The sequence below is a fragment of the Paraburkholderia sp. RAU2J genome (assembly GCF_003634845.1).
Taxonomy (GTDB): Bacteria; Pseudomonadota; Gammaproteobacteria; order Burkholderiales; family Burkholderiaceae; genus Paraburkholderia; species Paraburkholderia fynbosensis.
In genome coordinates this window covers 1,406,454-1,431,250 of sequence record NZ_RBXG01000002.1, presented here as the reverse complement: position 1 = coordinate 1,431,250, position 24,797 = coordinate 1,406,454, and the positions used below count along the sequence as shown (strand labels likewise).

Annotated in this window: 18 protein-coding genes; 8 read left to right on the top strand and 10 right to left on the bottom strand. The window is 64.7% G+C overall.

The window, feature by feature from the left end:
* The first annotated feature begins 61 nt into the window (after positions 1–61).
* The gene (locus tag B0G69_RS23920) at positions 62–2,086 is read left to right on the top strand and encodes a glycoside hydrolase family 28 protein (protein WP_121321612.1); all 2,025 of its coding nucleotides are present in this window, start codon (positions 62–64) and stop codon (positions 2,084–2,086) included.
* 200 nt (positions 2,087–2,286) lie between these two features.
* Here the strand turns inward: B0G69_RS23920 and ilvD are convergent, their stop codons facing one another.
* The 3 genes from ilvD to B0G69_RS23905 all read right to left on the bottom strand — a co-directional run bounded on the left by ilvD (position 2,287) and on the right by B0G69_RS23905 (position 6,726).
* Positions 2,287–4,146 carry a dihydroxy-acid dehydratase gene (ilvD, locus tag B0G69_RS23915; protein WP_121321610.1) on the bottom strand — a complete coding sequence of 620 codons (1,860 nt, stop codon included), beginning with the start codon at positions 4,144–4,146 and terminating at the stop codon, positions 2,287–2,289.
* Positions 4,147–4,561: 415 nt separating this feature from the next.
* Positions 4,562–5,860, bottom strand: a complete 1,299-nt coding sequence (locus tag B0G69_RS23910) for an MFS transporter (RefSeq protein ID WP_121321608.1) — start codon at positions 5,858–5,860, stop codon at positions 4,562–4,564.
* Between the two features lie 29 nt (positions 5,861–5,889).
* Positions 5,890–6,726 carry an NAD(P)-dependent oxidoreductase gene (locus B0G69_RS23905; protein ID WP_121321606.1) on the bottom strand — a complete coding sequence of 279 codons (837 nt, stop codon included), beginning with the start codon at positions 6,724–6,726 and terminating at the stop codon, positions 5,890–5,892.
* Positions 6,727–7,140: 414 nt separating this feature from the next.
* On the opposite strand from B0G69_RS23905, the gene B0G69_RS23900 reads away from it, so the two are divergent.
* Complete coding sequence (locus tag B0G69_RS23900) at positions 7,141–7,680, top strand: DUF2867 domain-containing protein (protein WP_121321604.1); 540 nt, start codon at positions 7,141–7,143, stop codon at positions 7,678–7,680.
* A gap of 95 nt (positions 7,681–7,775) precedes the next feature.
* Here the strand turns inward: B0G69_RS23900 and B0G69_RS23895 are convergent, their stop codons facing one another.
* From B0G69_RS23895 to B0G69_RS23875, 5 genes are all read right to left on the bottom strand, one after another.
* A complete protein-coding gene (locus tag B0G69_RS23895; RefSeq protein WP_121321602.1) occupies positions 7,776–8,597 on the bottom strand; it encodes an alpha/beta hydrolase in 822 nt (273 codons plus the stop codon).
* A 532-nt stretch (positions 8,598–9,129) separates the two neighbouring features.
* The gene (locus B0G69_RS23890) at positions 9,130–9,882 is read right to left on the bottom strand and encodes an IclR family transcriptional regulator (RefSeq protein WP_121323849.1); all 753 of its coding nucleotides are present in this window, start codon (positions 9,880–9,882) and stop codon (positions 9,130–9,132) included.
* Between the two features lie 17 nt (positions 9,883–9,899).
* Positions 9,900–11,066: an acyl-CoA dehydrogenase family protein gene (locus B0G69_RS23885; protein WP_121321600.1), complete on the bottom strand. Its 1,167-nt coding sequence runs from the start codon at positions 11,064–11,066 to the stop codon at positions 9,900–9,902.
* Positions 11,067–11,145: 79 nt separating this feature from the next.
* Entirely contained in the window at positions 11,146–12,447 is a 1,302-nt protein-coding gene (locus tag B0G69_RS23880) for a citrate:proton symporter (RefSeq protein WP_121321598.1), read from the bottom strand.
* 187 nt (positions 12,448–12,634) lie between these two features.
* Entirely contained in the window at positions 12,635–13,780 is a 1,146-nt protein-coding gene (locus tag B0G69_RS23875; RefSeq protein ID WP_121321596.1) for a CoA transferase, read from the bottom strand.
* A gap of 413 nt (positions 13,781–14,193) precedes the next feature.
* Here B0G69_RS23875 and B0G69_RS23870 point away from each other — a divergent pair, with 413 nt between their 5' ends.
* From B0G69_RS23870 to B0G69_RS23855, 4 genes are all read left to right on the top strand, one after another.
* Positions 14,194–15,606, top strand: a complete 1,413-nt coding sequence (locus tag B0G69_RS23870; protein WP_121321594.1) for a cytochrome ubiquinol oxidase subunit I — start codon at positions 14,194–14,196, stop codon at positions 15,604–15,606.
* Positions 15,607–15,642: 36 nt separating this feature from the next.
* The gene (cydB, locus tag B0G69_RS23865; RefSeq protein WP_121321592.1) at positions 15,643–16,647 is read left to right on the top strand and encodes a cytochrome d ubiquinol oxidase subunit II; all 1,005 of its coding nucleotides are present in this window, start codon (positions 15,643–15,645) and stop codon (positions 16,645–16,647) included.
* The gene (locus B0G69_RS23860; protein WP_121321590.1) at positions 16,622–16,813 is read left to right on the top strand and encodes a hypothetical protein; all 192 of its coding nucleotides are present in this window, start codon (positions 16,622–16,624) and stop codon (positions 16,811–16,813) included. The genes cydB and B0G69_RS23860 overlap by 26 nt, the downstream gene beginning before the upstream one ends.
* Positions 16,814–17,142: 329 nt before the next feature.
* A complete protein-coding gene (locus tag B0G69_RS23855) occupies positions 17,143–17,892 on the top strand; it encodes a response regulator transcription factor (protein ID WP_121321588.1) in 750 nt (249 codons plus the stop codon).
* A 26-nt stretch (positions 17,893–17,918) separates the two neighbouring features.
* On the opposite strand, the gene B0G69_RS23850 is transcribed toward B0G69_RS23855, so the two are convergent.
* A complete protein-coding gene (locus B0G69_RS23850) occupies positions 17,919–19,835 on the bottom strand; it encodes a hybrid sensor histidine kinase/response regulator (protein WP_121321586.1) in 1,917 nt (638 codons plus the stop codon).
* Positions 19,836–20,083: 248 nt separating this feature from the next.
* The gene (locus B0G69_RS41090) at positions 20,084–20,224 is read right to left on the bottom strand and encodes a hypothetical protein (RefSeq protein ID WP_158608969.1); all 141 of its coding nucleotides are present in this window, start codon (positions 20,222–20,224) and stop codon (positions 20,084–20,086) included.
* Between B0G69_RS41090 and B0G69_RS23845 the strand changes: the two genes are divergently transcribed.
* Both B0G69_RS23845 and B0G69_RS23840 read left to right on the top strand, forming a co-directional pair.
* On the top strand, positions 20,223–21,014 hold the full coding sequence (locus B0G69_RS23845; protein WP_121321584.1) for a hypothetical protein: 792 nt from the start codon (positions 20,223–20,225) through the stop codon (positions 21,012–21,014). The genes B0G69_RS41090 and B0G69_RS23845 overlap by 2 nt on opposite strands.
* A 181-nt stretch (positions 21,015–21,195) precedes the next feature.
* Complete coding sequence (locus B0G69_RS23840; protein WP_121321582.1) at positions 21,196–24,615, top strand: alpha/beta fold hydrolase; 3,420 nt, start codon at positions 21,196–21,198, stop codon at positions 24,613–24,615.
* The last annotated feature ends 182 nt before the right edge of the window (positions 24,616–24,797 follow it).

The window sequence follows — 24,797 nt, the reverse complement described above, 5'->3', positions numbered from 1 at the left end:
CGGTCGTCCCCATCATCACCCACGACTACTGACAACGCCCGCAAAGGGCAAGGAGACATCCATGACAACCCGGCATAAAAATAACGGCCAACGGAACGCATCGAGAAACCGCCAGCAGTGCGAACCGCACTCGCCCGCACGCCGCGCATTCATCGTGCTGGCTGGCACGTCCGCGGGCGCGACCCTGCTCGGCGGCCTGTCCGCTTGCGGCAGCTCCATCAACGATTCGCCCGCCACGCCAGGCGCACCGCCCGTGGTGCAGGACCCGATCTGGGGCTCGTCGGGCGCGGCTACGCAGATCATCGCGTCGTTGCAAGGCATCAACCAGTCGATGTTCCCCGCGCGCGACTATCTGGTCACCCAGTACGGCGCGCAGCCCTGCTCCGTGATCGCCGCGAGCAATCCGTACACGGGCTCGGCATCGCTCACGAGCCCCGGCTCGGAACAGACCAACGCCGCCAGTTCGTTCGATTCCCGGCCCGCGTTTCTCGCCGCGATCCAGGCCTGCAACGCAGCCGGCGGTGGTCGCGTGGTCGTGCCGGCGGGCACGTGGTATTGCGCAGGCCCGATCGTCCTGCTCAGCAATGTGAACTTCCACCTGAGCGCGAACTGCACGATCTACTTCAGCCCGAATCCCGCCGACTACGCGAAGGACGGCCCGGTGAACTGCGGCGCCAACGGCAACCTGTTTTATAGCCGCTGGCAGGCAAACGATTGCCTCAACTACGGCTCGCCGGTTTACGCGCGCAACCAGACCAACATCGCACTGACCGGTGAAGACGCCACCTCGGTGCTCAACGGCCAGGCGATGACGCCGTTCGCCGGCACCGGCAACACCGCCACCTGCTGGTGGACCTTTAAAGGATCGAACGGCGCGTACGGGTGCGTGAACTCGACGACGCCGTCGCAAGTGTCGATCAATTCGAACAACGTCGATCTGCGCACCGCGGTGCCGGGCATTTCCGACGCGCTCTATGCGCAGCTCACGAGCCCCACCACGCCGTGGCAAGAGGACGCGAACTACTTGCCCGCGCTGTCGGAGGCGGGCGTGCCGATCGAGAAGCGGATCTTCGGCATCGGGCACTACCTGCGTCCGTGCATGGTCGAATTCCTCGGCTGCACCAACGTGCTGATGGAGAACTACACGACCAACAACACACCGTTCTGGCAGCATCATCCGACCGATTGCAAGAACGTCGTGATCCGCGGCGTGACGACCAACAGCGTCGGCCCGAACAACGACGGCTTCGATCCGGATGCGTGCGACAACGTGCTGTGCGATGGCGTGACCTTCAACACCGGCGACGATTGCATCGCGATCAAATCCGGCAAGGATCTCGACACGCAGTACGGCCCCGCGCAAAACCACGTGATCCAGAACTGCACGATGAATAGCGGCCACGGCGGCATCACGCTCGGCAGCGAAATGGGTGGCGGCGTGCAGAACATCTACGCACGCAATCTGCGGATGCTCAACCAGAACTGGGCGACCAATCCGCTGAACATCGCGATTCGCATCAAGACGAACATGAATCGCGGCGGCTTCGTGAAGAACTTCTACGTCGATACGGTCACGCTGCCCAACGGCGTCGCGCTGAAAGGCTCGGGCTACGGCAGCGCGTTGCTGGCCGGCAGTCCGATCAACGGCACGGTGCCGCTCGGCGTGGTCACGGCGACGGCGGCCAATCCGTCGGCGGCGCAAGGCGGCCTGATCACGTTCGATTGCGACTACCAGCCCGCCAACGACGCGATCCGCACCCGTCCGGCGGTCGTGCAGAACGTCAACATCTCGAACGTGCAGGCGAGCAACGTGACACTCAACGGCGTAACGGGTTCGTGCTTTCAGGCGATCGTCGCGCAAGGGCCGGTCGCGTTCGACTACAACGGCTCGACACCGGCGCCGACGGTGCCGGCGATCACCGGCGTCACGATCTCGAACTGCAACCTGGGCACGGCGGTCTGCGCGGGACCGGCCAGCGCGAGCACGCCGGGCCCGATTTACGCGTACAACGTCAACGGCATTGCGTTGAACAACGTGGTGATCGGCTCGACGACCTACAACACGACGGTGGTCGATCAGCGGTAAAAGCGTGAATGTCGCGGGGTGAGCGCGCGCGGATATCGTTTGCTCTTTGCCCCGCGCGCTGACGCGACGATCGGCTGCTCGCACGGCCACTCGTTCACGCCTTCAGCCCGCGAAGCCGCAACACAACAGACAGGCAAAAAAAAAGCCGCTCCGAAGAGCGGCTTTTTTACACGCAAGCGGGCGCGAAGCCCGCCGCGAAATCAGTCTTCCAGCAGCGACAGGTCGCGCACCGCACCCTTGTCAGCCGACATCACCAGCTTCGCATACGCCTTCAGTGCAGCCGACACCTTGCGCGGACGCGGCTTGGCGGGCTTCCACCCCTTTGCGTTCTGCGCTTCGCGGCGGCTCGCCAGTTCCTCGTCGGACAGCAGCACGTTGATCGTACGGTTCGGAATGTCGATGCGGATCTTGTCGCCATCGCGCACGAGGCCGATCGCGCCGCCCGCCGCCGCTTCCGGCGAGCAGTGGCCGATCGACAGGCCCGACGTGCCGCCCGAGAAGCGGCCATCTGTCAGCAGCGCACAGGCTTTGCCGAGACCCTGCGACTTGATGTAGCTCGTCGGATAGAGCATTTCCTGCATGCCCGGGCCACCCTTCGGACCTTCGTAACGCACGATCACGACATCACCGGCCTTGACCTTGCCGGCGAGGATGTTCTCCACCGCCTCGTCCTGCGATTCGGTCACGTGAGCCGAGCCCTCGAACACGAGGATGCTCTCGTCGACGCCCGCGGTCTTCACCACGCAGCCGTCGAGCGCGATGTTGCCCGTCAGCACCGCAAGGCCGCCTTCCTTCGAGAACGCATGCTCGTACGAGCGGATGCAGCCCTCGGCGCGATCGAGATCGAGACTCGGCCAGCGCGTGTTCTGGCTGAACGCGACCTGGGTCGGCACGCCGGCCGGGCCCGCCATGTAGAAGGTACGGACCGCGTCGTCCTGAGTGCGGACGATGTCCCACTGATCCAACGCGTCCTTCAGCGTTGCCGCATGCACCGTCGGCACGTCGGTGTGCAGCTTGCCGGCGCGGTCCAGCTCGCCGAGGATGGCCATGATGCCGCCCGCGCGATGCACGTCTTCGATGTGGTACTTGTTAGTGTTCGGCGCCACCTTGCACAACTGCGGCACGATGCGCGACAGGCGGTCGATGTCGGTCATGGTGAAGTCGATGTCCGCTTCGCGCGCGATCGCCAGCAGGTGCAGGATCGTGTTGGTCGAGCCGCCCATCGCGATATCGAGCGTCATCGCGTTTTCGAATGCCTTGAAGCCCACCGCGCGCGGCAGAATGCTCGCCTCTTCCTGCTCGTAGTACTGGCGGGCCAGTTCGACGATGCGGCGGCCGGCGCGCTTGAAGAGCTGCTCGCGGTCCGCGTGCGTGGCGACCACCGTGCCGTTGCCCGGCAGCGAGAGGCCCAGCGCTTCGGTCAGGCAGTTCATCGAGTTGGCCGTGAACATGCCCGAGCACGAACCGCAGGTCGGGCAGGCAGAGCGTTCCACCTCGGCCACGTCGGCGTCGGAATAGGCCTTGTCGGCGGCGATCACCATCGCGTCCACGAGGTCGAGCTTCTTGAACTCGATGGTGCCGGTTTTCGGATTGGCGAGGCGCGTCTTGCCGGCTTCCATCGGGCCGCCGGACACGAAGATCACCGGAATGTTCAGGCGCATCGCGGCCATCAGCATGCCGGGGGTGATCTTGTCGCAGTTGGAGATGCACACCATCGCATCGGCGCAATGCGCATTGACCATGTACTCCACCGAATCCGCGATGATGTCGCGGCTCGGCAGCGAATACAGCATGCCGTCGTGGCCCATCGCGATGCCGTCATCGACCGCGATGGTATTGAATTCCTTGGCTACGCCGCCGGCGGCTTCGATTTCGCGTGCGACGAGCTGACCCAGGTCCTTCAGGTGCACATGGCCGGGCACGAACTGGGTGAACGAATTGACCACCGCAATGATCGGCTTCGAGAAGTCTTCGTCTTTCATGCCGGTGGCACGCCACAGGGAGCGCGCCCCCGCCATGTTGCGGCCGGCGGTGGAGGTTTTGGAACGGTATGCGGGCATCGTGGTTGTTGGAGAAATATCGCTGAAAAGAAGCGGGCCAAGGGAATAGAGGCCCCTCGCGCGCCCGTGCGAACAACCTTGTGAGCCGTGCTCCGGGCAAAACTCGGCAATTATCCCACAGCACTAGATGCTGTGCGGCTCAAGCGTGCCGCGCGGCCCCGCGTATGCGGCGTCGGTTGACGCGTGCGCGTGACGGATCGGATGGCTTTTTGATGACCTGTTTCGTTTTCCTCGCGCCAATGCATACGACGCGCCGCGCCGTGCGTCCGGAAAGAAGCGCCGCGTTGCCACAGCCGCGTGAAGCTCGCACGCCGCGCCCGAAAAAAAACGGCGCCTCAGTGAAGAAGGCGCCGTTGCTGCATGACCTGTCAAGCTGGATATTCCGCCGAATCACACCGGCGGAACTCGCCATCACTTACTTGGCGGCGACCACGCCACCGGCGCCGGACCAGCGCGGCTCGGGCGCCTTGTCGCTGCTTTTCGCGAGCAGGCACACCACGGCGGCGGCGATCAGATCGAACACGGCCAGCACGACGAACAGCGGGCTGTAACCGATCTGCGTGACCAGCACGCCGAACAGCATCGTGAACGCCGCGGCGCCCAGATAGCCCGCCATGCCGCCCATGCCGGTCGCGGTCGCGACTTCGTTCTTGCCGAACATGTCGGACGTGATCGCGTACAAGGCGCCGGACAAGGTCTGATGCGCAAAGCCACCGACGCACAGCAGCGCCACCGCCATATACGGACTTTGCACCAGCCCGACACACGCCGGTCCGATCATGCACAGCGCGCCGACGACGAACACCATCTTGCGCGACGTGAACAGCGACACCTTCGCGTACTTATGGAACAGCGGGCTCAGATAGCCGCCGAGCACGCAGCCGATATCGGCGGCGAGGAACGGCATCCATGCGAACATCGCGACTTCCTTCAGGTTCATGTGACGCTCGGTCATCATGTACAGCGGAATCCACGCGTTGAAGGTCTGCCACGCCGGTTCCGACAGAATGCGCGGAATGCCGATCGCCCAGAAATCGCGGCTGCCCAGCATCGCGCGCCAGTTGCGCTTGGGTGCGCCGGCCTCGGAGTGCTTCGCTTCCTGGCCGCTCAGAATGTAGTCGCGCTCGGTGGCGCTCAGCATCTTCTGCTTGCGCGGATGTTTGTACATCACCATCCACACCGCGCTCCACACCATGCCCGCCACGCCGACGATCACGAACGCCAGTTGCCACTGTCCGCGCAACAGCGCCCAGACCACCAGCGGCGGCGCCAGCAACGCGCCGATCGACGAGCCGATGTTGAACCAGCCGATCGCCACCGACCGCTCTTTCGCCGGGAACCATTCGCTGGTCGCTTTCACGCCGGCCGGAATGCCCGCCGCTTCAGCGAGGCCGAGCAGGCCGCGGAAGAACGCGAGACTGCGCCAGCCCGTCGCCCACGCGGCGGCGGCACAGGCCAGCGACCAGGCGAGCGCGAACGCCGCGAAGCCGAGCTTGGTGCCGACCGTGTCGAGCACGAAGCCCGCGACCGGCTGCATGAACGCATAGCAAAGCTGCCACGCGACGACCACGTGAGCGTACTGCTCGGTGGTGATGTGGAGGTCTTTCATCAGCGTCGGCGCGGCGACCGACAGCGTATTGCGCGCGAGGTAATTGATGATGAGCCCGGCCGCGACCAGGCTGACCATCCACCAGCGGATGCCCTTGACTTTCATGACTGCGTCTCCTCGTGATGCCAGGCCAGTCAGACCGGCCGTGCCGCCGTGGCGGCCGAAGCGTCCGGGCCGCCGTCTTCGCGCGAATAATCGATGCCGACAAAGGCGCCGCCCTGGAAGCGTTGGCCAAAAGCGTCGAGCGGATTCGGGCGCGCCAGAATTTCAGCGGCGTAGTCCTCGGCGTTCTGGGTCGGCTGATAGCCGAAACGCGCGGCGCCGCTGTTGTCCCACCAGCTGCGCGTATTGGCCGACACGCCCCAGATGGTCAGGAAGCCGACGTTTTCGGCCTCGACGCAGCGGTCGAGGAAGTGCATCAGATCGCGATGGCCGAACCACGTGCTCAGGTGACGCGGCTCGGTCGGGCGTTCGACGCAACTGCCGATGCGCACGCACACGCTTTCGATGCCGTGCTTGTCCCAATACATTCTGGCGAGCGCTTCGCCCCACACCTTGCTCAGGCCGTAGAAACCGTCCGGGCGCAGTTCGCAGTCGAGGCTGAGCTTTTCGGTGACCGGATACATGCCGATCGCGTGATTCGAGCTGGCGAACACGATGCGCTTCACGCCGTGACGGCGCGCGCCTTCGTACACCTCCACCAGACCGCGCAGATTGTTCTCGATGATTTCCGGCAGCGGCCGCTCGACGCTCGTGCCGGCGAAGTGGATCAACACGTCCACGCCTTCGAGCAGACGATCGACGACCGCCGGATCGCGCAGGTCGCCGTGCATCACGTCCTCGCCTTCGACGAGGGGTGTCAGGGCCTTCGAGCCTGCTGCCGAACGCAGCGGCGTGCCGCGCGCAATCATGGCGGCGCGTACGACGGCGCCGAGCTGGCCGCCGGCGCCACTCAGGGCAATCTTTTTCATAGGGGTTCCTTTCCTGCGTGGACTGCGCCGCGCGCGATCGAACTTGGGGGCAGCTAGCGGTGCAGCGCCGGTAATGCCGCCTGCATAACGCACGCTAGTTGTACGATAACGTACTATCAACGATGCCCGAGCGGATTTCAACCAGGCATTTACCCCTAGTCTGGCCCACTATCGAAACGCCTTTCCTTGATAAACAAGCAACTAGCCCCGTTCAATTTATAAGACGTCGTATAACACCGGCTAAACTTTTTTCTTTCGATGCCGTAATTCGCGGCACGCGCACCGAACCGCCGGCGCAGCCGCGCGCAAGCACGCGTAGACTTGCCCCTTGTGCATCAGCGAATCACCGCGCCGCCGCCGTCACGTTATCGACGCGGCCTTCGAGCCTGCATCATTTCAGCGCCGCACGTCACCATGCCCAACGCCCACTCCACCGTGCAATCCGTCGCCGTGCCGGTCGAATCCGCGGTCACGCGTCTGTACCACGCGCCGGATCTCGCCGACGCGTACGCGGTCCGCCTACCCGACAACGCCATCGACAATCCGGAATTGCTGGCGCGCTTTGTTTTCGCGCATCAGGCGGGATGGGTCGGCAGGTTGATGGAGCTGCGCGATGCGCTGGTCGCGCGCTTCGGACTCAAGACGTCGAAGCAGTTGCGCGCGCAAGCGGCGGGCCGCTCGCGGGAGCATGTGGACATCTTCAGGATCTACACGCGCAGCGCGCACGAAATCATCCTCGGCGAGAACGACAGTCATCTGGACTTCCGGGTGTCGGTGCTGCAGCAAACCCGTGAGACGCGGGACGGCCGTTCGCGCTATCTGGTACTGTCCACGGTCGTGCATTGCCACAATGGGCTCGGGCGCTTCTATATTCTCGCGATCGCGCCGTTCCACCGGATGGTGGTGCGCTCGGCATTGCGGCGAGCGGCGCGGATGGGCTGGCCGACTGCGTGAGGGAGGTTGGAAGTTGAGGCTTTCGCGGCGCGGCGCGCCGCTCATCACGCGCCCGCGCCGCCTCTTCTCACGCACTCGCGTGCGTCACCGCATCATCACGCGCCGATGAACTCCAGCAGATCGGCATTCACCTTGTCCGCCTCGACGGTGCACATGCCGTGCTGGCCGCCCGCATAGACCTTGAGCGTCGCGTCCTTCACGATCTTCGCGGTCTGGCGGCCCGCTGCATCGATCGGCACGATCTGGTCGTCGTCGCCATGCAGCACCAGCGTCGGCACGTCGATCTTCTTCAGATCCTCCGTGTAGTCGACTTCGGAGAACTGCTTGATGCAGTCGTACAGGCCTTTGATCGAGCCAGCCATCCCCTGCGCCCAGAACGAGTCGATCACCCCTTGCGACACCTTCGCGTTCGGCCGGTTGTAGCCGTAGAACGGCAGCGCCAGGTCCTTGAAAAACTGCGAGCGGTCATCGACCACGCCCTTGCGGATTCCGTCGAACACGTCGATCGGCGTGCCGTTCGGATTGTTGTCGGTCTTCAGCATCAGCGGCGGCACCGCGCCGATCAGCACGGCCTTCGCGACGCGCTGCGTGCCATGCCGGCCGATGTAGTGCGCGACTTCCCCGCCACCGGTCGAATGGCCGACGAGCGTCGCGTCCTTCAGGTCGAGGTGTTCGATCAGCGCGGCGAGATCGTCGGCATAGGTATCCATGTCGTTGCCTTCCCACGGCTGCTCCGAGCGGCCGTGCCCGCGACGGTCGTGCGCGATCACCCGAAAGCCCTTGCTGCCGAGAAACAGCATCTGCGCGTCCCATGCATCCGCGGTCAACGGCCAGCCGTGCGAGAACACGACCGGGCGACCCTTGCCCCAGTCCTTGTAGAAAATTGCGGTACCGTCTTTCGTCTTGATCGTGCTCATCTGTTGACTCCTGGTGGATGAAGTCTGCCGTCGCCGGCAGGTGGATGAAGCCTGCTGTGAAACCATGACGCGGCGCATGACAGGACGCCCTTTCTGCACGGCCTGCCCTGCACTGGCTGTTCATGACGGATTCGCGACACGCACCGCGGGTTCGCTCGCGGCGTGTCAACGTGACTGTTCGAAACGGATAACGGGAATGACGACTTGATGGCTACGCGGCGCGCGTGTCGCTCGAGCGTGCGCTTGCTCGATAACGCCGACAACCGGCTGTTTGCATGGTAGAGGCAAACCGATTCATTGGCTAGCCGATGAACCGGTGGAAGTCGGTTCCGGCTAGGCTGATTGTCGGTTGAAAACGGGTCGGGGCCGGTCGTGATGCGCCGTTTGCGGGGCGAGTTGTGCGGGGGTTGCCCGCACTGACTGCGGCCGTTGCGCCCGAGCCGCACGTACGCAGTGTCGCGGGTGGGAAACCGGGCGATCGAACGGTCGGCAGACCGGCATTCGCCGCAACCCCCGCCCCAACGCCGACAACCTATTCCACCTGCTCCTGCTGCTCCTGCACTTCGATCGCCTGCTTCACACGCAGCAATTGCGCGGCATGCGCCTGCTGATCTTTCTGGATGCGCTCGGTCGGCCCCACCACCGACAGCCCGTACCACTCGCCCCCGAGTCTCACCGCCACCGCAATCGCCGACAGCTCCGGCGCACTCTCGCCAAGATTCGCGCACCAGCCCTGTGCCCGCGCCGCCGCCGCTTGCGCGACGAGCGCGGGCAGATCAGCCACCGTCGCCGCCGTAAAACGTTCGAACCACAGCTGCGCACCGAGCGCCTGCTGCGCGCCCGCGTCCAGTTCGCCGAAAATCGCCTTGCCGATCGAGTTCGCATACAAGGGCCGCAACTCGCCGGGTGCCCGCGAGTAGCGAATCGCCTTGGTCGACTCCACGACGTCGAGATACACCACGTCGGTGCCTTGAATCTTGCCGAGCACCGCGGTCTCGCCGCTCGCGTCGCGCAACTCGATGAGGCGCGGATGCACGATCTCGACCACCGGATCGACCGCATTGATCGCGCTGGCGAGCATCTGCAAGCGCCGCGTCGGATAGTAGCCGCCGCGCTTCCTCACCTCGACCAGATAGCCGCGGCTCACCAGCGTGCGCGCCAGCGCGAGACAGCTCGACACCGGCACGTTCAGCAACCGCGCGAGTTCGGTAAGCGGCAGCGGCCGTTGCTCGGCGGCGAACAATTCGAACAGATCCAGCGTGCGGGCAACGAGTTTGACATCCATGGCGGTCGGGAGATACGTCAATACGACTTCGGCAGGCCCAGCACTTTCTCCGCGATGAAACACAGAATCATCTGCGGACTCACGGGCGCGAGCCTCGGAATCATACACTCCCGCAAATACCGTTCGACGTGATATTCCTTCGCGTAGCCCATCCCGCCGAGCGTGGCGATCGCGGTCTGGCACGACTGGAACGCGGCTTCCGCGGCGAGGTATTTGGCGGCGTTGGCTTCGGCGCCGCACGGCTTGCCGGCGTCGTACAGCGAGGCCGCCTTGAACACCATCAGGTTGGCCGCTTCGAGCTGCATCCACGCCTGCGCGAGCGGATGCTGGATCGCCTGGTTCTGGCCGATCGGCCGGCCGAACACGATGCGCTCGCTCGCGTACTGCGTCGCGCGCCGCAACGCCGCCTGGCCGAGACCGACCGCTTCGGCGGCAATCAGGATCCGCTCCGGATTCAGCCCGTGCAGCAGATAGCGGAAACCCGCGCCTTCGTCGCCGATGCGGTCTTCGAGCGGCACGCGCAGATCGTCGATGAACAGCATGTTCGAATCGACCGCCTTGCGGCCCATCTTCTCGATCTCGCGCACTTCCACGCGCTCGCGATCGAGGTCGGTATAGAACAGCGTGAGACCGTCGGTCGGCTTGGCGCATTGCTCCAAAGGCGTGGTGCGCGCGATGATCAGCATTTTGTTCGCGACCTGCGCGGTCGAGATCCAGATCTTGCGGCCGCTCAGCACGTAGTGGTCGCCGTCGCGCATAGCCTGGGTTTTCAGATGCGTGGTGTCGAGACCGGCGTCGGGTTCGGTCACCGCGAAGCAGGCCTTGTCGCGGCCTTCGATCAGCGGCGGCAGAAAGCGCCGCTTCTGCGCGTCGTTGCCGAACACCTGCACCGGGTTTAGACCGAAGATGTTCATATGCACCGCCGACGCGCCCGACAACCCGGCGCCCGAGCCGCTGATCGTGCGCATCATCAGCGCGGCTTCGGTCATGCCGAGCCCCGCGCCGCCATACTCCGGCGACATCGCGATGCCAAGCCAGCCCGCCTCGGCCAACGTGCGGTGGAAGTCGTGCGGAAAACCGCCTTCGCGATCTTTCGCAAGCCAGTACTCGTCGTCGTAACGTTCACAGAGTTTTTCGATGGCGGCCTGGATCGACTGCTGGTCGTCGGTGAATTCGAAGTTCATGGCAATGTCCTGTGGAATATCTGCGCGTCACGAAGCGCGCTCGGCATGCTCGGCGCACACGGCGCGCGACGCTGCGCGCTCATAACGGAAATACGCTGACCAGCACCGCGGTAAAAACCATGATGACGGTGGCGGCGAAAAGAAACGGAATCGTGAACTTCTGATGCTCGGCGAGTTCGACGCCGGTCAGCCCGACGATCAGAAACGTCGCGGGCGTCAGCGGGCTGACCGGAAAGCCGGTCGTCATCTGCCCGAGCAAGGCGGCTTGCGCCATCTGGATCGGCGGCACGCCGAGCAGCTTGCCGCTTTCCGCGAGAACCGGCAGGATGCCGAAATAAAACGAGTCGGGATCGAACAACAAGCTGAGCGGCATCGACACGAGCCCGAGCACGAACGGCATGTGGCGCGCATGCTCGACCGGCACGTGCTGCACCATGACCTGCGCCATCGCCGTGAGCATGCCGGTGCCCGACATGATGCCGGTGAACGCGCCCGCCGCGAGCAGCACGCTCGCCATCATCAGCGCGGCCTTCGCGTGCGCGTCGATGCGCTCGCGCTGCTGCCTGACGTCCGGATAGTTGATGATCAGCGCCGCGACCGTGCCGAGCATGAACATCACGATCGGATCGACGATGCCCCACACCAGCGTGACCAGCACGACCAGCGTCAAGAGAATGTTGATCCAGAAACGGCCGGGGCGCCGCAACGCCTGCTCCGCCGCGCTCAACTCGCGCGGCGTCACCGCGACCGACGCGGCACTCGCGCGATCGAGGCCGAGACGCTTCTCTTCACGCTTGCCGAGCATGTACGCCGTGCCGAACACGAAGATCAGGCCGACGATCTGCACCGGAATCATCGGATAGAAGATCACCGTGCCGGGAATGTGCAGCGCGGCCGACGCGCGCAGCATCGGCCCCACCCACGGCAGAAAATTCACGCCCGCAGCCATCGAGGTGACGCAAGCGAGAATCCGCTTGTCGATGCCGAGACGCGTGTACAGCGGCAACATCGCCGGTAGCGTCACGAGGAAGGTCACCGCGCCGGAGCCGTCGAGATGAATCAGCAGCGCGAGCAAGGCCGAGCCCATCACGATGCGTGTCGGATGACAGCCGACCACCCGCAGCACGCCATTGATGATCGGATCGAGCATGCCCGCATCCGTGAGGATGCCGAAGAATAGAATCGCAAATACGAACATGCCCGCCACCGGGCCGATATTCTGCACCCCGTGCACGATGTACTTGCCCGTCGTGAGCCCGAAGCCCGCCACGAGCGCGGCCACGATCGGCACGACGATCAACGCGACGAGCGGCGACAGGCGCTTCGTGATGATCAGCCCGAACAGCGCGACGATCGCGACCGTGCCGATCAGCGCGAGCATTGGAAGGCTCCTTGTATGCGGCCGATTCCGTCATCGGCGGGTGCTGCGGAAGTTGCCGGCGAGCGCCGTCCTGCATGATTCATGCACATGCTGTCTCCTTCGCGGCATGGGGCCGCGCTGTGTTGTAGCGAGAGGGAAAGCCGGTGAAGCGCAAGCCGCCCCAGGCAGATTCAAACCGACGGCGGCGTCAGCCGTCCGCCGGCGGCGTGCCGAAGACCTGCCCGGCGTGCTCGTTCAGCGCGGGCGGCACACTGCGATAGGTGGCAGGCGTACGGCTTAGCTTGATCGGCGACGCAATGCCTTTGTAGGAGCCCAACTCGACCCGCATCGCGCGATGCGCCGTGTGCGGATGCTCCAGCGCCGCGCCGAGGCCGAGCACCGGTGCGCACGGCACGCCGCGCCGGATCAGCGTATCGGCGAGCAGTTCGCCCTCCCATTCGGCAAAGCGCGCCTCCAGCTCCGCGCGCAATTCGCGGCGATGCGCGCTGCGCTCCCGGTTGCTCGCGAAACGCGCATCGGCGGGCAGAGACGGTGCGTCGATCACCGCGCACAGTTGCGCGAACTGCGCGTTGTTGCCGACCGCCAGAAAAATATCGACGCTGCCGGTGTGGAACATGTCGTACGGCGTGATGTTCGGATGCGCGTTGCCGCTGCGTTGCGGCTCGTTGCCCGAGTAGAACCAGTTCGGCGTATGCGGATGCAGGATCGACAAGGCGCTATCGAACAGCGTCGATTCGACGAACTGGCCGCGTCCGCTCGTCTGACGTTCGCGCAGCGCCATCAGAATGCCGAGCGCCGCGTTCAGTCCCGTGACGAGGTCGACGATCGGCACGCCGATGCGCAACGGCGCGCCGCCCGCTTCGCCGTTCACGCTCATCAGCCCGGTGAGGGCCTGCACCGCCGCGTCGTAGCCTGGCAATGCGCCGAGCGGCCCGTCCGCGCCGAAACCCGACACGCGGCAATGCACGAGCCGGGGAAAACGCGCCTGCAACGCGTCGTAGCCGAGTCCCCAGCGCTCCAGTGTGCCGATCTTGAAGTTTTCGACCAGCACGTCGGCAGTGTCGAGCAGATGCAGCAGCTTCGCGCGTTCACTTTCCTGCGTCAGATCGAGCGCCACACCCCGCTTGTTGCGGTTCACGCCGAGGAAGTACGACGCCGTGTCGCCGTCGAACGGCGGACCCCAGGTGCGGGTTTCGTCGCCGTTGGGCGGCTCGACCTTAATGACGTCCGCGCCGTGGTCGGCGAGGATCTGCGTGCAATACGGACCGCCCAGCACGCGTGACAGATCGACGATGCGAAGGCCCGCGAGCGAACCTGGCGTGAGATTGAGCAAGGCTTGTCTCCTGTTGGCCGCCTCAGGGAGTAGCGGCCTTTAATTCCTGTGTGTGAATAAAACTTTATGCTCAGGAAATATCGAAGTCAAGCGGGTCGCGGGCAAACACCAGGGCCGAGACCCACGCGCAAAGGCGGGGGGGTGCATTGCTGCGGCGCGGTCTATTGACGCAGTTGCGGTGCGCACGCGCAGAATTCGCGCTCGAAGACAATCAGGAAAACTTGATATCCATCAACGGCTTGCCGTCAGAAAACACAAAATCAGCCTAAAACAAGGCGGTTTTTTGACGCACGTCGCGGCGCAGCAAAATTGTGCCCGATCTCCTACTCTTGCGCCATCTGCCAGCCGCAGTGCGCACCGACACCGGTCGACGCGCGTAGTCCGCTCCCGCGGCCATCACGCACAACACGCTCATGAACTCCGCAATATCGGCATTCGATCTCGCCCGCATTCAATTCGCGTTCACCGTCTCTTTTCACATCGTGTTTCCGGCGCTCAGCATCGGCCTCGCCAGTTTCATCGCCGTCCTCGAATGGCGCTGGCTGAAGACCGGCAAGGCGTACTACAAAGATCTTTGCCTGTTCTGGTCGAAGATCTTCGCAGTGGCCTTCGGCATGGGCGTCGTCTCCGGCGTCGTGATGAGCTATCAGTTCGGCACCAACTGGTCGGGCTTCTCCAGTTTCGCGGGCCCCGTCACCGGGCCGTTGCTGATGTACGAGGTGATGACCGCGTTCTTTCTCGAAGCGGGCTTCCTCGGCATCATGCTGTTCGGCTGGCAGCGCGTGAGTCCGCGCGCGCACTTCGGCGCCACGCTGATGGTCGCCATCGGCACGCTGATCTCGACCTTCTGGATTCTCGCTTCCAATAGCTGGATGCAAACGCCGCAAGGTTTCGAAGTCGTGAACGGGCACGTCGTGCCGCTCGACTGGTTCAAGATCATCTTCAATCCGTCGTTCCCGTACCGGCTCGCGCATATGGCGCTCGCGGCGTTTATCGTCGCGGGGCTGGTGGTGGCGGCCGTGGGCGCATGGCATCTGCTGCGCGGACGGCGCGATCCGGCCGTGAAGAAGATGTTCTCGATGGCGCTGTGGCTGCTGTTGATTCTCACGCCGATCCAGGCATTCGTCGGCGATCAGCACGGTCTGAACACGCGCGAATATCAGCCGGCGAAGATCGCCGCGATCGAAGGTCTGTGGGACACCGAAATTGGCGGCACCGCGCTGAACCTGTTCGGCATTCCCGATATGAAGGCGGAGACCACACGCTACGCGGTGTCGATTCCGCACCTGGGCAGCCTGATCCTCACGCATAGCTGGGACGGCGAGATTCGCGGCCTCAAGGAATTCCCGCCGCAGGATCGTCCGAACTCGACGGTGGTGTTCTGGAGCTTTCGCATCATGGCCGGCCTTGGCGTTCTGATGATCGTGATGTCGTTCGCCGCCTGGGTGCTGCGCCGCCGCGGACGTCTGTTCGAATCGAAGTGGTTCCAGCGCTTTGCCGTCGCGATGGGTCCGACCGGGTTCATCACGCTGCTGGCCGGCTGGGTCACCACCGAAGCGGGCCGCCAGCCGTGGGTCGTGTACGGCGTGATGCGCACCTCGCAGGCCGTGTCGCCGCTGACCGCGCAGCAGGTGGGCATCTCGTTGATGGCCTTCGTGGTCGTCTACTTCCTCGTGTTCGGCACTGGCATCTACTACATGCTCAAGCTGATGCGCTCGGGCCCGGCATTGCCGGGACACACGCCGCACGGCGTGCCGCGCCACGCGCCGAATCACACCGCGCGCCGCCCGCTGTCCGCCGCCGACCAGATGATCGACGCCGCGTAGCCTCCACCCTCACCCCAACCACTTGCGAGAAAGAAAATGGATGTAACCGTCGTGTGGGCCGCGATCATCGCGCTGGGCCTTTTCATGTACGTCGTGCTGGACGGCTTCGATCTGGGTATCGGCATCGTGTTCCCGTTCTTCCCCGACGAGAAGGAACGCAACCTGATGATGAACACCGTCGCGCCGGTGTGGGACGGCAACGAGACCTGGCTCGTGCTCGGCGGCGCCGCGCTGTTCGCGGTGTTTCCGGTGGTGTATTCGACCGTGCTGTCCGCACTGTATCTGCCGCTGATCTTCATGCTGGTGTGTCTGATCTTTCGCGGCGTGTCGTTCGAGATTCGCGCCAAGGCCAATCGCACGAAGCACCTGTGGGACCTCGCGTTTATCGGCGGCTCGGCGGGCGCGACGTTCTTCCAGGGCATCGTGCTGGGCGCGTTCCTGCAAGGCATTCCGGTGATCGACGGCGGCTATGCCGGCGACGCGTTCGGCTGGCTCACGCCGTTCAGCCTGCTCACGGGCCTCGGGCTCGTCGTCACGTATGCATTGCTCGGCTGCTGCTGGCTGGTGGCGAAGACCGAAGGCGATCTGCAACGACGGCTGCATCGCGTGGTATGGCCGCTCACGCTGATGCTGCTCGGCTTCATCGCGATGGTCAGCCTGTGGACGCCGCTGCAGGACCCGACGATCGCGCAGCGCTGGTTCCACGACAACCTTTTCTACCGCCTGTTGCCGGTGCCGTTCCTCGTCGCGGTCTGCGCGTTCCTGATGCATCGCGCGGTGCGTGCGCGACATCACAACACTCCGTTTATGCTCGCGCTGCTGCTCGTGCTGCTCGGCTACGCGGGGCTGCTGGTGAGCCTGTGGCCGTATGCGATTCCGTCGAGCATGACGCTGTGGGAAGCGGCCGCGCCGCGCGCGAGCCAGACCTTCACGCTGGTCGGCGCGGCGGTGATTCTGCCGATCATCATCGCCTATACGACGATGGGTTACTGGGTATTCCGAGGCAAGGTGCGCCATGACGACCAACATCACTATCACTAACCACAACGGCTCGAACGGCACGCCGGCCGGCTCCCCGCCGCGGCGGCGCAAACTGCCCGGCTGGTTGTGGTTCATCGCGCTGTGGTGCTTCGGCGTGGCCTCGGCGATGTCGCTCGGTTTCGCCTTCAAACTGCTGATGAATGCGACGTTATTTGCTGTCAAATAGACGCGGCCGGCACGCACTTTCATCCTCCGCGCATAACCTGTTCGATCTTGCGCGGAGAGATTCAAAAAAAGGCTCACGCGGCTCGTCTACGTAGCAAGCCGGAACCTATGCGCGGGAGACCTGCCTTACACATCACGTGACGCATCGAACCAGCCGGCGAGTACCCATAGCGCGCCTCCAGCGCGGCCAGCCGGAAGGCGCGCCGCGCCACCGATCGGCGCAGGAAACGCGGGGTAGCCGGCCATGATGCGGTTCACGAGGACAGAAGTAAAACGAGACCCCACAACGGTGGTAGTCCACAACGGGCAGGCCCGACTCGCGGAGACATCATGAAGTTTCTTGTGGCCGACGACCATGAACTGATCCGGCAAGGCGTCAAGGGCATGCTGCGCGGTTTCGATCCGGACGCCCAGTTCGATGAAGCCGATAGCTGGGAAACCCTCGCCACCGCCGCGCGGCCCGACGCCGATCACGATCTGGCGATCGTCGATCTGCACATGCCGGGCATGACCGGCGCGTCGTCGCTTGAGGTGCTGTTGAAGGCAAACCCGGCGCTACCGGTGGTCGTGCTGTCCGCCGAGGAATCGCCGGACGAAATGCGCGCGGTGCTGGCTGCCGGCGCGCTCGGCTTCGTGCCGAAGCGGCAGCCCGCGAGCGTGATGCTCAAGGCGATCGAACTCGTGCTGTCGGGTGGCGCTTACGTGCCGATGGAAGCGCTCAGTCTGCTCGGCTCGCGTGATGCGCAGGGGGCGGTGGCGGGCGCCGGTTCGGCTGCGCAATCCGCTGCACAAGCGGCGGCCGGTCAGGGCGGCGCCACGCTGACCGAGCCGATCACCCAGGTGCCGGCGTTGCAGCCGCATCAGCAGCATCTGCTGGAAAACTTGTCGCCACGTCAGCAGGACATCATGCGGCTCGTGCATCGCGGCTGGACCAACAAGATGATCGCTCGCGACCTGGGAGTCGCCGAGGGGACGGTCAAGGTGCATCTGTCGGTGATTTTCCGGGCGCTCGGCGTGCACAACCGGTCGACCGCGATTGCGGTGATCAACGGCTGGCTGGAGGCGGGGAAGACTTTGTAGGCCCGGGCTCGCCCACCCTGCCGTCCCTACTTCTGCGGTTCGCTCCCGGAGCGCGTCTGCGAGCCGCCGGCCGCGCCGCGCGATGAACCCGCCGCATCCCCTGCGGCGTCACGCGCCACGTCCGCCTCGCCACCCGCCCCGCCCTCGCGCGACGCAGGCGTCGCCAGCGCCCGCCCCCGATCGAGCTCCGCCTGCTGCCACAGCATTTCCAGCGTGCGCCGCAAACGCGCGGGCGTCACCGGCTTATGCAGCACCGGAATGCCCTGCAACGCGAGCGCCGCCAATTCCGCCGAGGCCATGTCGCCGGTAATCAGCAGGGTCACCACGTTCTCGTGCCCCGCGCGCGCGAGCACACCGCGCACCGCCGTCAGCGCCTGCGCGCCGGTGCGGTGATGCGCGAGCTGGTAATCGCACAACACCGCGTCCGGCACGAAGCCGCTGGTGAGTGCCGCGAGCGCCTCGGCCTCGTCGCGCGCGCCGAGCACGTCGCAACCCCAGCGCCCCAGCAAGCTCGCGAGGCCTTCGAGGATCGACGGTTCATCGTCGATACACAGCACACGCCGCCCTTGCGCCGACGGACCACCCGCCACCGCTTGGTTCAGGCTCGCGACGATGCCGCCGGCGTCGCCCGCCTGCACCGGAAAGCGGAACACGGACCCGCGTCCGGGCGCCGAACGCAGTTGCAACTCGCCGCCGAGCATCCCGACCAGTCGCTTCACCGTCGGTAGGCCAAGACCGTGGCCCTGGCGCGCGTCGCGCTGTGGATTGGCGACCTGATAGAACTCTTCGAATATGCGCTCGTGCTCGTCGGCCGGAATGCCGATACCCGAATCGCGCACTTCGATATAGCCGCCCGTGTGCCGCCCTGCGCGGCGAAAGCCGAGCCAGATCGCGCCTTCCTCGGTATAACGCACCGCGTTCGACAGCAGATTGCTCAGCACGCGCTCGAGCAGCACCGGGTCGTCGTGGACGACCATCGTGGTCGGCGCGATGCGCAGCGCGAGCCCTTTCGCCGCAGCCTGCGGGCGGTACTGGCTACCCACCCGCTCGAACAGTTCGGAGAGCCGGAAGTGCAGGCGGATCACCTGGGTCACGCCGCTTTCGAGCCGCGCGAGATCGAGCACTTGATTGAAGAGCTGATTCAAGGCCTCGACGTTGTAGACGATGTGCTCAGCGGTTTTCGCGTGCTGCGCGGGCGTGGCGGTGCTGTCGTCGAGCGACGCCGCCAGCAGGCCGATTGCGTGCAGCGGCTGGCGCAGATCGTGGCTCGCGGCCGCGAAAAAGCGCGTCTTCGCCAGGCTCGCTTCTTCGGCGACGTGTTTCTGCGCCGCCAGCGATTCCGCCAGATACTGCTGATCGACCCGCGCCTGCACGACCTGGCGAAACAGCTTGCGATAGCTCATCGCGTAGACGTTGATCGCGCAGAAAAAAAACGCGAGGACGATCGCGAGTATCGTGCGGTCGAACGTATGCGAGCCGAAGTGCAGCACGATCGACGGAAACAGCAGGAACGGAATCGCGGTCGAGAAGTTCAGCAGGTCGAATCCGTTCGACATGAACACGCCGGCCGCCAGCGTCACGAGCAGGACGGTGTGCAGCAGCGGCAAATCGCTCTGCGGGACCTGGAACGCGAACCACACCGCGAGGCCGGGCGCGCTGTACAGCAACACGCCGCGCAATGCGTGCAGATAGATCCAGTCGCGTGGCGAGAAAAACTGCGGATAACGTTGATTGAGAATCCACAGCGCGAGGCCGCCGCAATTGGCCGCCGCATAAAAACTGAAACACGCGACGAACAGCGGCGGCGACGGAATTCTCGGCCAATAGATCGCCACCAGCACCGCGATCGAAAACCAATGCGAAAAGAAGGCGATCGGGTCTTGCGCATACAGCACGCGCACCAGGTCTTCGTCGATGGCACGCTGGATCGGGTCGGCCCGCATTGCGCGGTCTCCTTGTCGGGCACGGCAACTTCGGTGAAGGGGCGCGCAAGCCCTGCGCCGTGGGTAGCCGCAGCGGTACAGCCCGGGCGTGGCGCGCCGCAGGCGCGCTGCGGGCACGGCAGGGTCATGCAACGCCGTACGGCGGTTGCGCGGGGCGATTTTCCGCTGCTGCGGAGCGCCCTCTCATCAGACGAATGGCGCGTTTCTCGTCAGAAGGTTTACCCGGCAGTTTACCCATCAGCTACCACTTAATCCATATAGGCGAAGCGGTTGCCGCGAACCATACTGGACTCACGTTCCAGCGCGGCTTCTACGCTCCACCCTTTACCCGCCGGCCCGCAGCCAAGGCTCACCGCGCTCCTCGCCTTATCCCTGACGGAGGTTTTCATGGGCGCAGTTCCGAGCTACGAGTTCGTCCGCAATCTCGACGATGCGATCCTGCCGGATCTATGGCGCCGGCGCACCCGCCTGTCCGCGGACGAAATGGTGTCGATGGTCGAGCTGGTCAAGCGGGCGCTGCGCACCTATCACCCGCTGGAATTGCAGGCGCTCGGCGAGGACAAGGAAGAACTCGTTGCGCAGTTCATCTACGCGAAAGTACTGCGGCTCGCGCCGGGCCACACCGAGACCCATGCCTGCGCCGACAGCGCGCCGTCGAACGGCTACGCCGTGTGCGCGTATTTCCGCCGCTATCTGATCGACTGTCTGCGCAGCGCGGGCCATCAACGCAACGTGTCGATGGAAAGCGAAGGCATGGCGCAGGAAATCGATCTGCGCGCCCATGCGCTCGAAGACCCGGTGGAAAGCGTGCTGCTGCAATACGGCCTCGACGAACAGCGCGTGCGGCTCGCCGCGCGCGAGTTCATCGATGGTCTCGACGAGCCCGAGCGCATCGTGCTGGCTGGCAGCCTCGGCTGGTGCTCGGAAGGCAAAGGCGGCCTGTCGGCGGTCGCGGCTCAGCATCGGGTGCCCTCCTATCACTATCGCGCCGTCAAACTCGGCGTCACGATGAAAAAGACGGCTGGCGCGGAGGATTTTTCCAATACCAAGATCGGCCGCTGGCTCACCGACGTGCTGGGGATCGCCATCGACATCGACAATCGCGCGGTCATTCTGCTCGCACTGAACCTGCTCGCCGCCGAATCGAGCGACAGCGAAATGAATAAAGTGGCCGCCTAAAAGAGACGAAATGGGCGGCGTTGGCAGCACGCGACGCGCCCTTAACATCGCGCATTGCGCACGCCACGCTTTTTTTGTCACCCGGCACCATCTACGATAAAAAAGCCGCAGCCGCGCACCGTCTTCCTTCCGAAGTCCGGCGTCCCCTTCCCGGCATTCGATTCCAGACGAGGTGGTCCTGATGAACCGCTTATCGAGCGCGCCGACGGCGCTGAAAGATCATTACGACGTGGTCGTGGTGGGCTCCGGCTACGGCGGCGCGATTGCCGCGAGCCGCATGGCGCGCGCCGGCCGCAGCGTGTGCGTGCTCGAACGCGGGCGCGAATTCATGGCCGGTGAATTTCCGCGCACGCCGTTTCAGGGCGCCGCGCAGATCCAGTACAACACCGCCGCCGCGCAAATCGGCTCGCCACTCGCGCTGCTCGAAGTGCACGTCAACGAAGACGTGAACGCGGTGGTGGGCTGCGGTCTGGGCGGCACCTCGCTGATCAACGCGAACGTCGCGCTCGAAGCCGACCCGCGCCTGTGGGACGATCCGCGCTGGCCTGCCGCGCTGCGCGCCGACAAGACGGGCCGCGATCACGGCTATGCATTGGCCCGCGCAATGCTGCAACCGTCGGCGGTGCCCGCCACATTTCCCACGCTGCCTAAATTGCAGGCGCTCGAGAAATCGGCGCAGGCACTCGGCATGGCTGACCGCTTCAGCCGCCCGCCGATCACCGTCACCTTCACAACAGGGGCGAATGCCGCGGGCGTCGATCAGAAAGCTTGCGTGGGCTGCGGCGATTGCAATTCGGGTTGCAACTACGAAGCGAAGAACTCGACGCACATGAACTATCTGCCCGATGCGGCCGCGCACGGCGCGCAGATCTTCACGGGTGCCGCGGTGCATGCGGTGACGCGCGCGGCCGGCTCGCAGCGATGGAAGGTCGGCTTCCAGCTCGTGGCGCTCGGACGCGAAAGCTACGACGCGCCCGATCTGTTCGTGAGCGCCGACATCGTCATCGTGGCAGCCGGCACGATCGGTTCGACGGCGCTGCTGCTGCGCTCGCGCAAGGAAGGCTTGAGCGGCTCGGACATGCTCGGCTGGCACTTCACCGGCAACGGTGACGTGCTCGCCTTCGCCTACAACACCGACGATCCGATCAATGGCGTCGGCTGGGATTCGCACGAAGAAGGCGAGATTGCGCCGGTGGGGCCGACCATCACAGGCCTGATCGACAATCGCAACACCGCGAACGTGAAAGACGGCTACGTGATCGAGGAAGGCTCGCTCGCCGGGCCGGTCGGCGCGGCGCTCGTCGGCATGCTCGGCGCGGCTGCGCCGCTCGAAGGCGTGGACGTGGGCGGACCGCGCTCGCTGCATGAGCGGCTTGCCTACGACGCGCGCGTGATCGAGAGCCTGCTGCGCGGGCCGTATCACGGCGCGCTCCACCACACGCAAAGCTATCTGGTGATGGCGCACGACGACGAAAGCGGCCAGATCCGCATCGATGACAGAGGCCGCGCGCGCATCGCGTGGGAGAACGCGGGCCGCCAGCCGATCTTTCAAACGATCGAAGCCGCGCTGAAACAGGCAACCGTGCCGCTCAGCGGCAAGTACCTGCGCAATCCGATCTCCACCGAGATCGTCGGCAAGCGGACCGTTACCGTGCATCCGCTCGGCGGCTGCGGCATGGGCGAGGATGCCGAACGCGGGGTGGTCGATCACATGGGCCGCGTGTTCAGCGGCGCGGCGGGCGACGCGGTGCATGATGGCCTGTACGTGATGGACGGCGCAGTGATGCCGATGTCGCTTGGCGTCAATCCGCTGCTGACCATTTCCGCGCTAGCCGAACGCAATTGCGCACTGCTCGCGGCCGCGCACGGCTGGTCGATCGACTATCAGTCCAGGGGCAGCGCCGCGACGCCACCCGCCGAAAAAATCGGCCTGCGCTTCACGGAAACGATGGTCGGCACGTACACGCCGGTCGGCCCCGGCCTCACAGGCGGCGCCGCCACGAGTCCGATCGAGTTCACGCTGACGGTCGAATCGGACGACCTCGCCGATATGCTTGGCAATCCGCAGCATCTCGCCCGCACCGCCGGCACGCTGACCTGCGCCGCGCTCTCAGCACAACCGATGACGATCACGAACGGCACGTTCAACCTGTTCGTCGTCGATAGTTCGGACGTGGACGAGCTCGACATGAACTACCGCATGACGCTCAATGCCGTCGACGGAAAAACGTACTACCTCACCGGCCAGAAGATCATCACGCGCACGTCGCCAGTCAATCTGTGGGAGCAGACCAACACCCTCTATGCGGAGCTTCGCGACGCGCCACAAGCCGATGCGCCAGTGATCGGCAAAGCCGCGCTGATCATCACGCCCGAGAACTTCCTCAAGCAGCAACGCACGCTCGAAGTGACCCATACGCCCGATCTGGAGACCCGTCTCGAATGGACGCTGAAGTTCGGTAAGTTCTTCGCGGGCGTGCTGTTCACCGAATACGGCGGTGTGGCCGCACCGTTGCAATACTTCGACGCGAAGACGACGCCGCGCCTGAAGCGGGCGCTGCGCGCGCCGGCGCCGCAAATCTTCTTCTTCGATACACCCGACGGCACGACGCTGCGGCTCACGCGCTACGTCGACCCTGCGCGCAAAACAGCGCGACCGGTGCTGCTGATTCACGGCTCGGGCGTGTCGAGCCGCATCTATTCGACCGATCTGATCGCGACCAACATGGTCGAGTACCTTTGCGCGGCCGGCTACGACGTGTGGCTCGTCGATCTGCGCCTCAGCATCGAGATGCCGAGCGTGCTCGCGCCGACCAACGTCGACAAGGTGGCTCGTGAGGATATCCCCGCCGCGGTCGCGAAGATCCGCGAACTGACCGGCGCGCAGCAGATACAGGCGGTCGGCCATTGCCTCGGCGGCCTCGCGTTGAGCATGTCGTTGCTGTCTGGACTCGAAGGGGTGCGCTCGGCCGTTATCTCGCAGGTGTCGACGCATCCGGTGCCGGGCACGTTGCAGAAGATCAAGGCCGGCCTGCATATCCCCGCCATCATGCAGTATCTGAAGGTGCGCGATCTCACCGCGTACACGCGGGACGACACATGGCCCGAGAACCTGCTCGACGAAGCGCTACGGCTTTACCCGATCGATCACGACGAGGGCTGCGGCAACCCGATCTGCCATCGCGCGACCTTCCTGTACGGCCTGCTCTACGAGCATGAAAAACTCAACGAGACACTGCATGCGAATCTGCAGGAATTGCTCGGCGTGCATGACGTCGAGGTCTTCAAACATCTGGCGACGATGGTGCGCGCGGGCAAAGTCGTCGATGTCGACGGCAACGATGTCTACCTCACGGGAACCGGCGGCATGAAGGGGCTCGCGGGCATGCGCCTGCCGATCGGCTTCATCCACGGCGACAGAAACGAAACCTATCTGCCGCAAAGCACTGAACTGACTTTCGACATGCTCGTGAAGCACTTCCCCGAGCAGCCCTACGAGCGCCACCTGATTCCGGGTTATGGGCACATCGACTGTATCTTCGGCAAGAACGCGTCGGTGGATGTTTATCCGGTGATTGCGCGGTATCTCGACGCGCATTGACGGCGTTCGGGCGAAGCGCCGTTCGCCGCATCAACCCAGCCTGTTCCGATGAAAATCTTCTTACTGTCCATGTTGACCGCCGGGCTGCTAGGCAGCGCGGTCGCCACGCATTGACACGCATTGACGATTCACGCGGCGCGTGTCGGGCAGCCTCGGGCGTGCCCGGAACGCGCCGTGCGCTC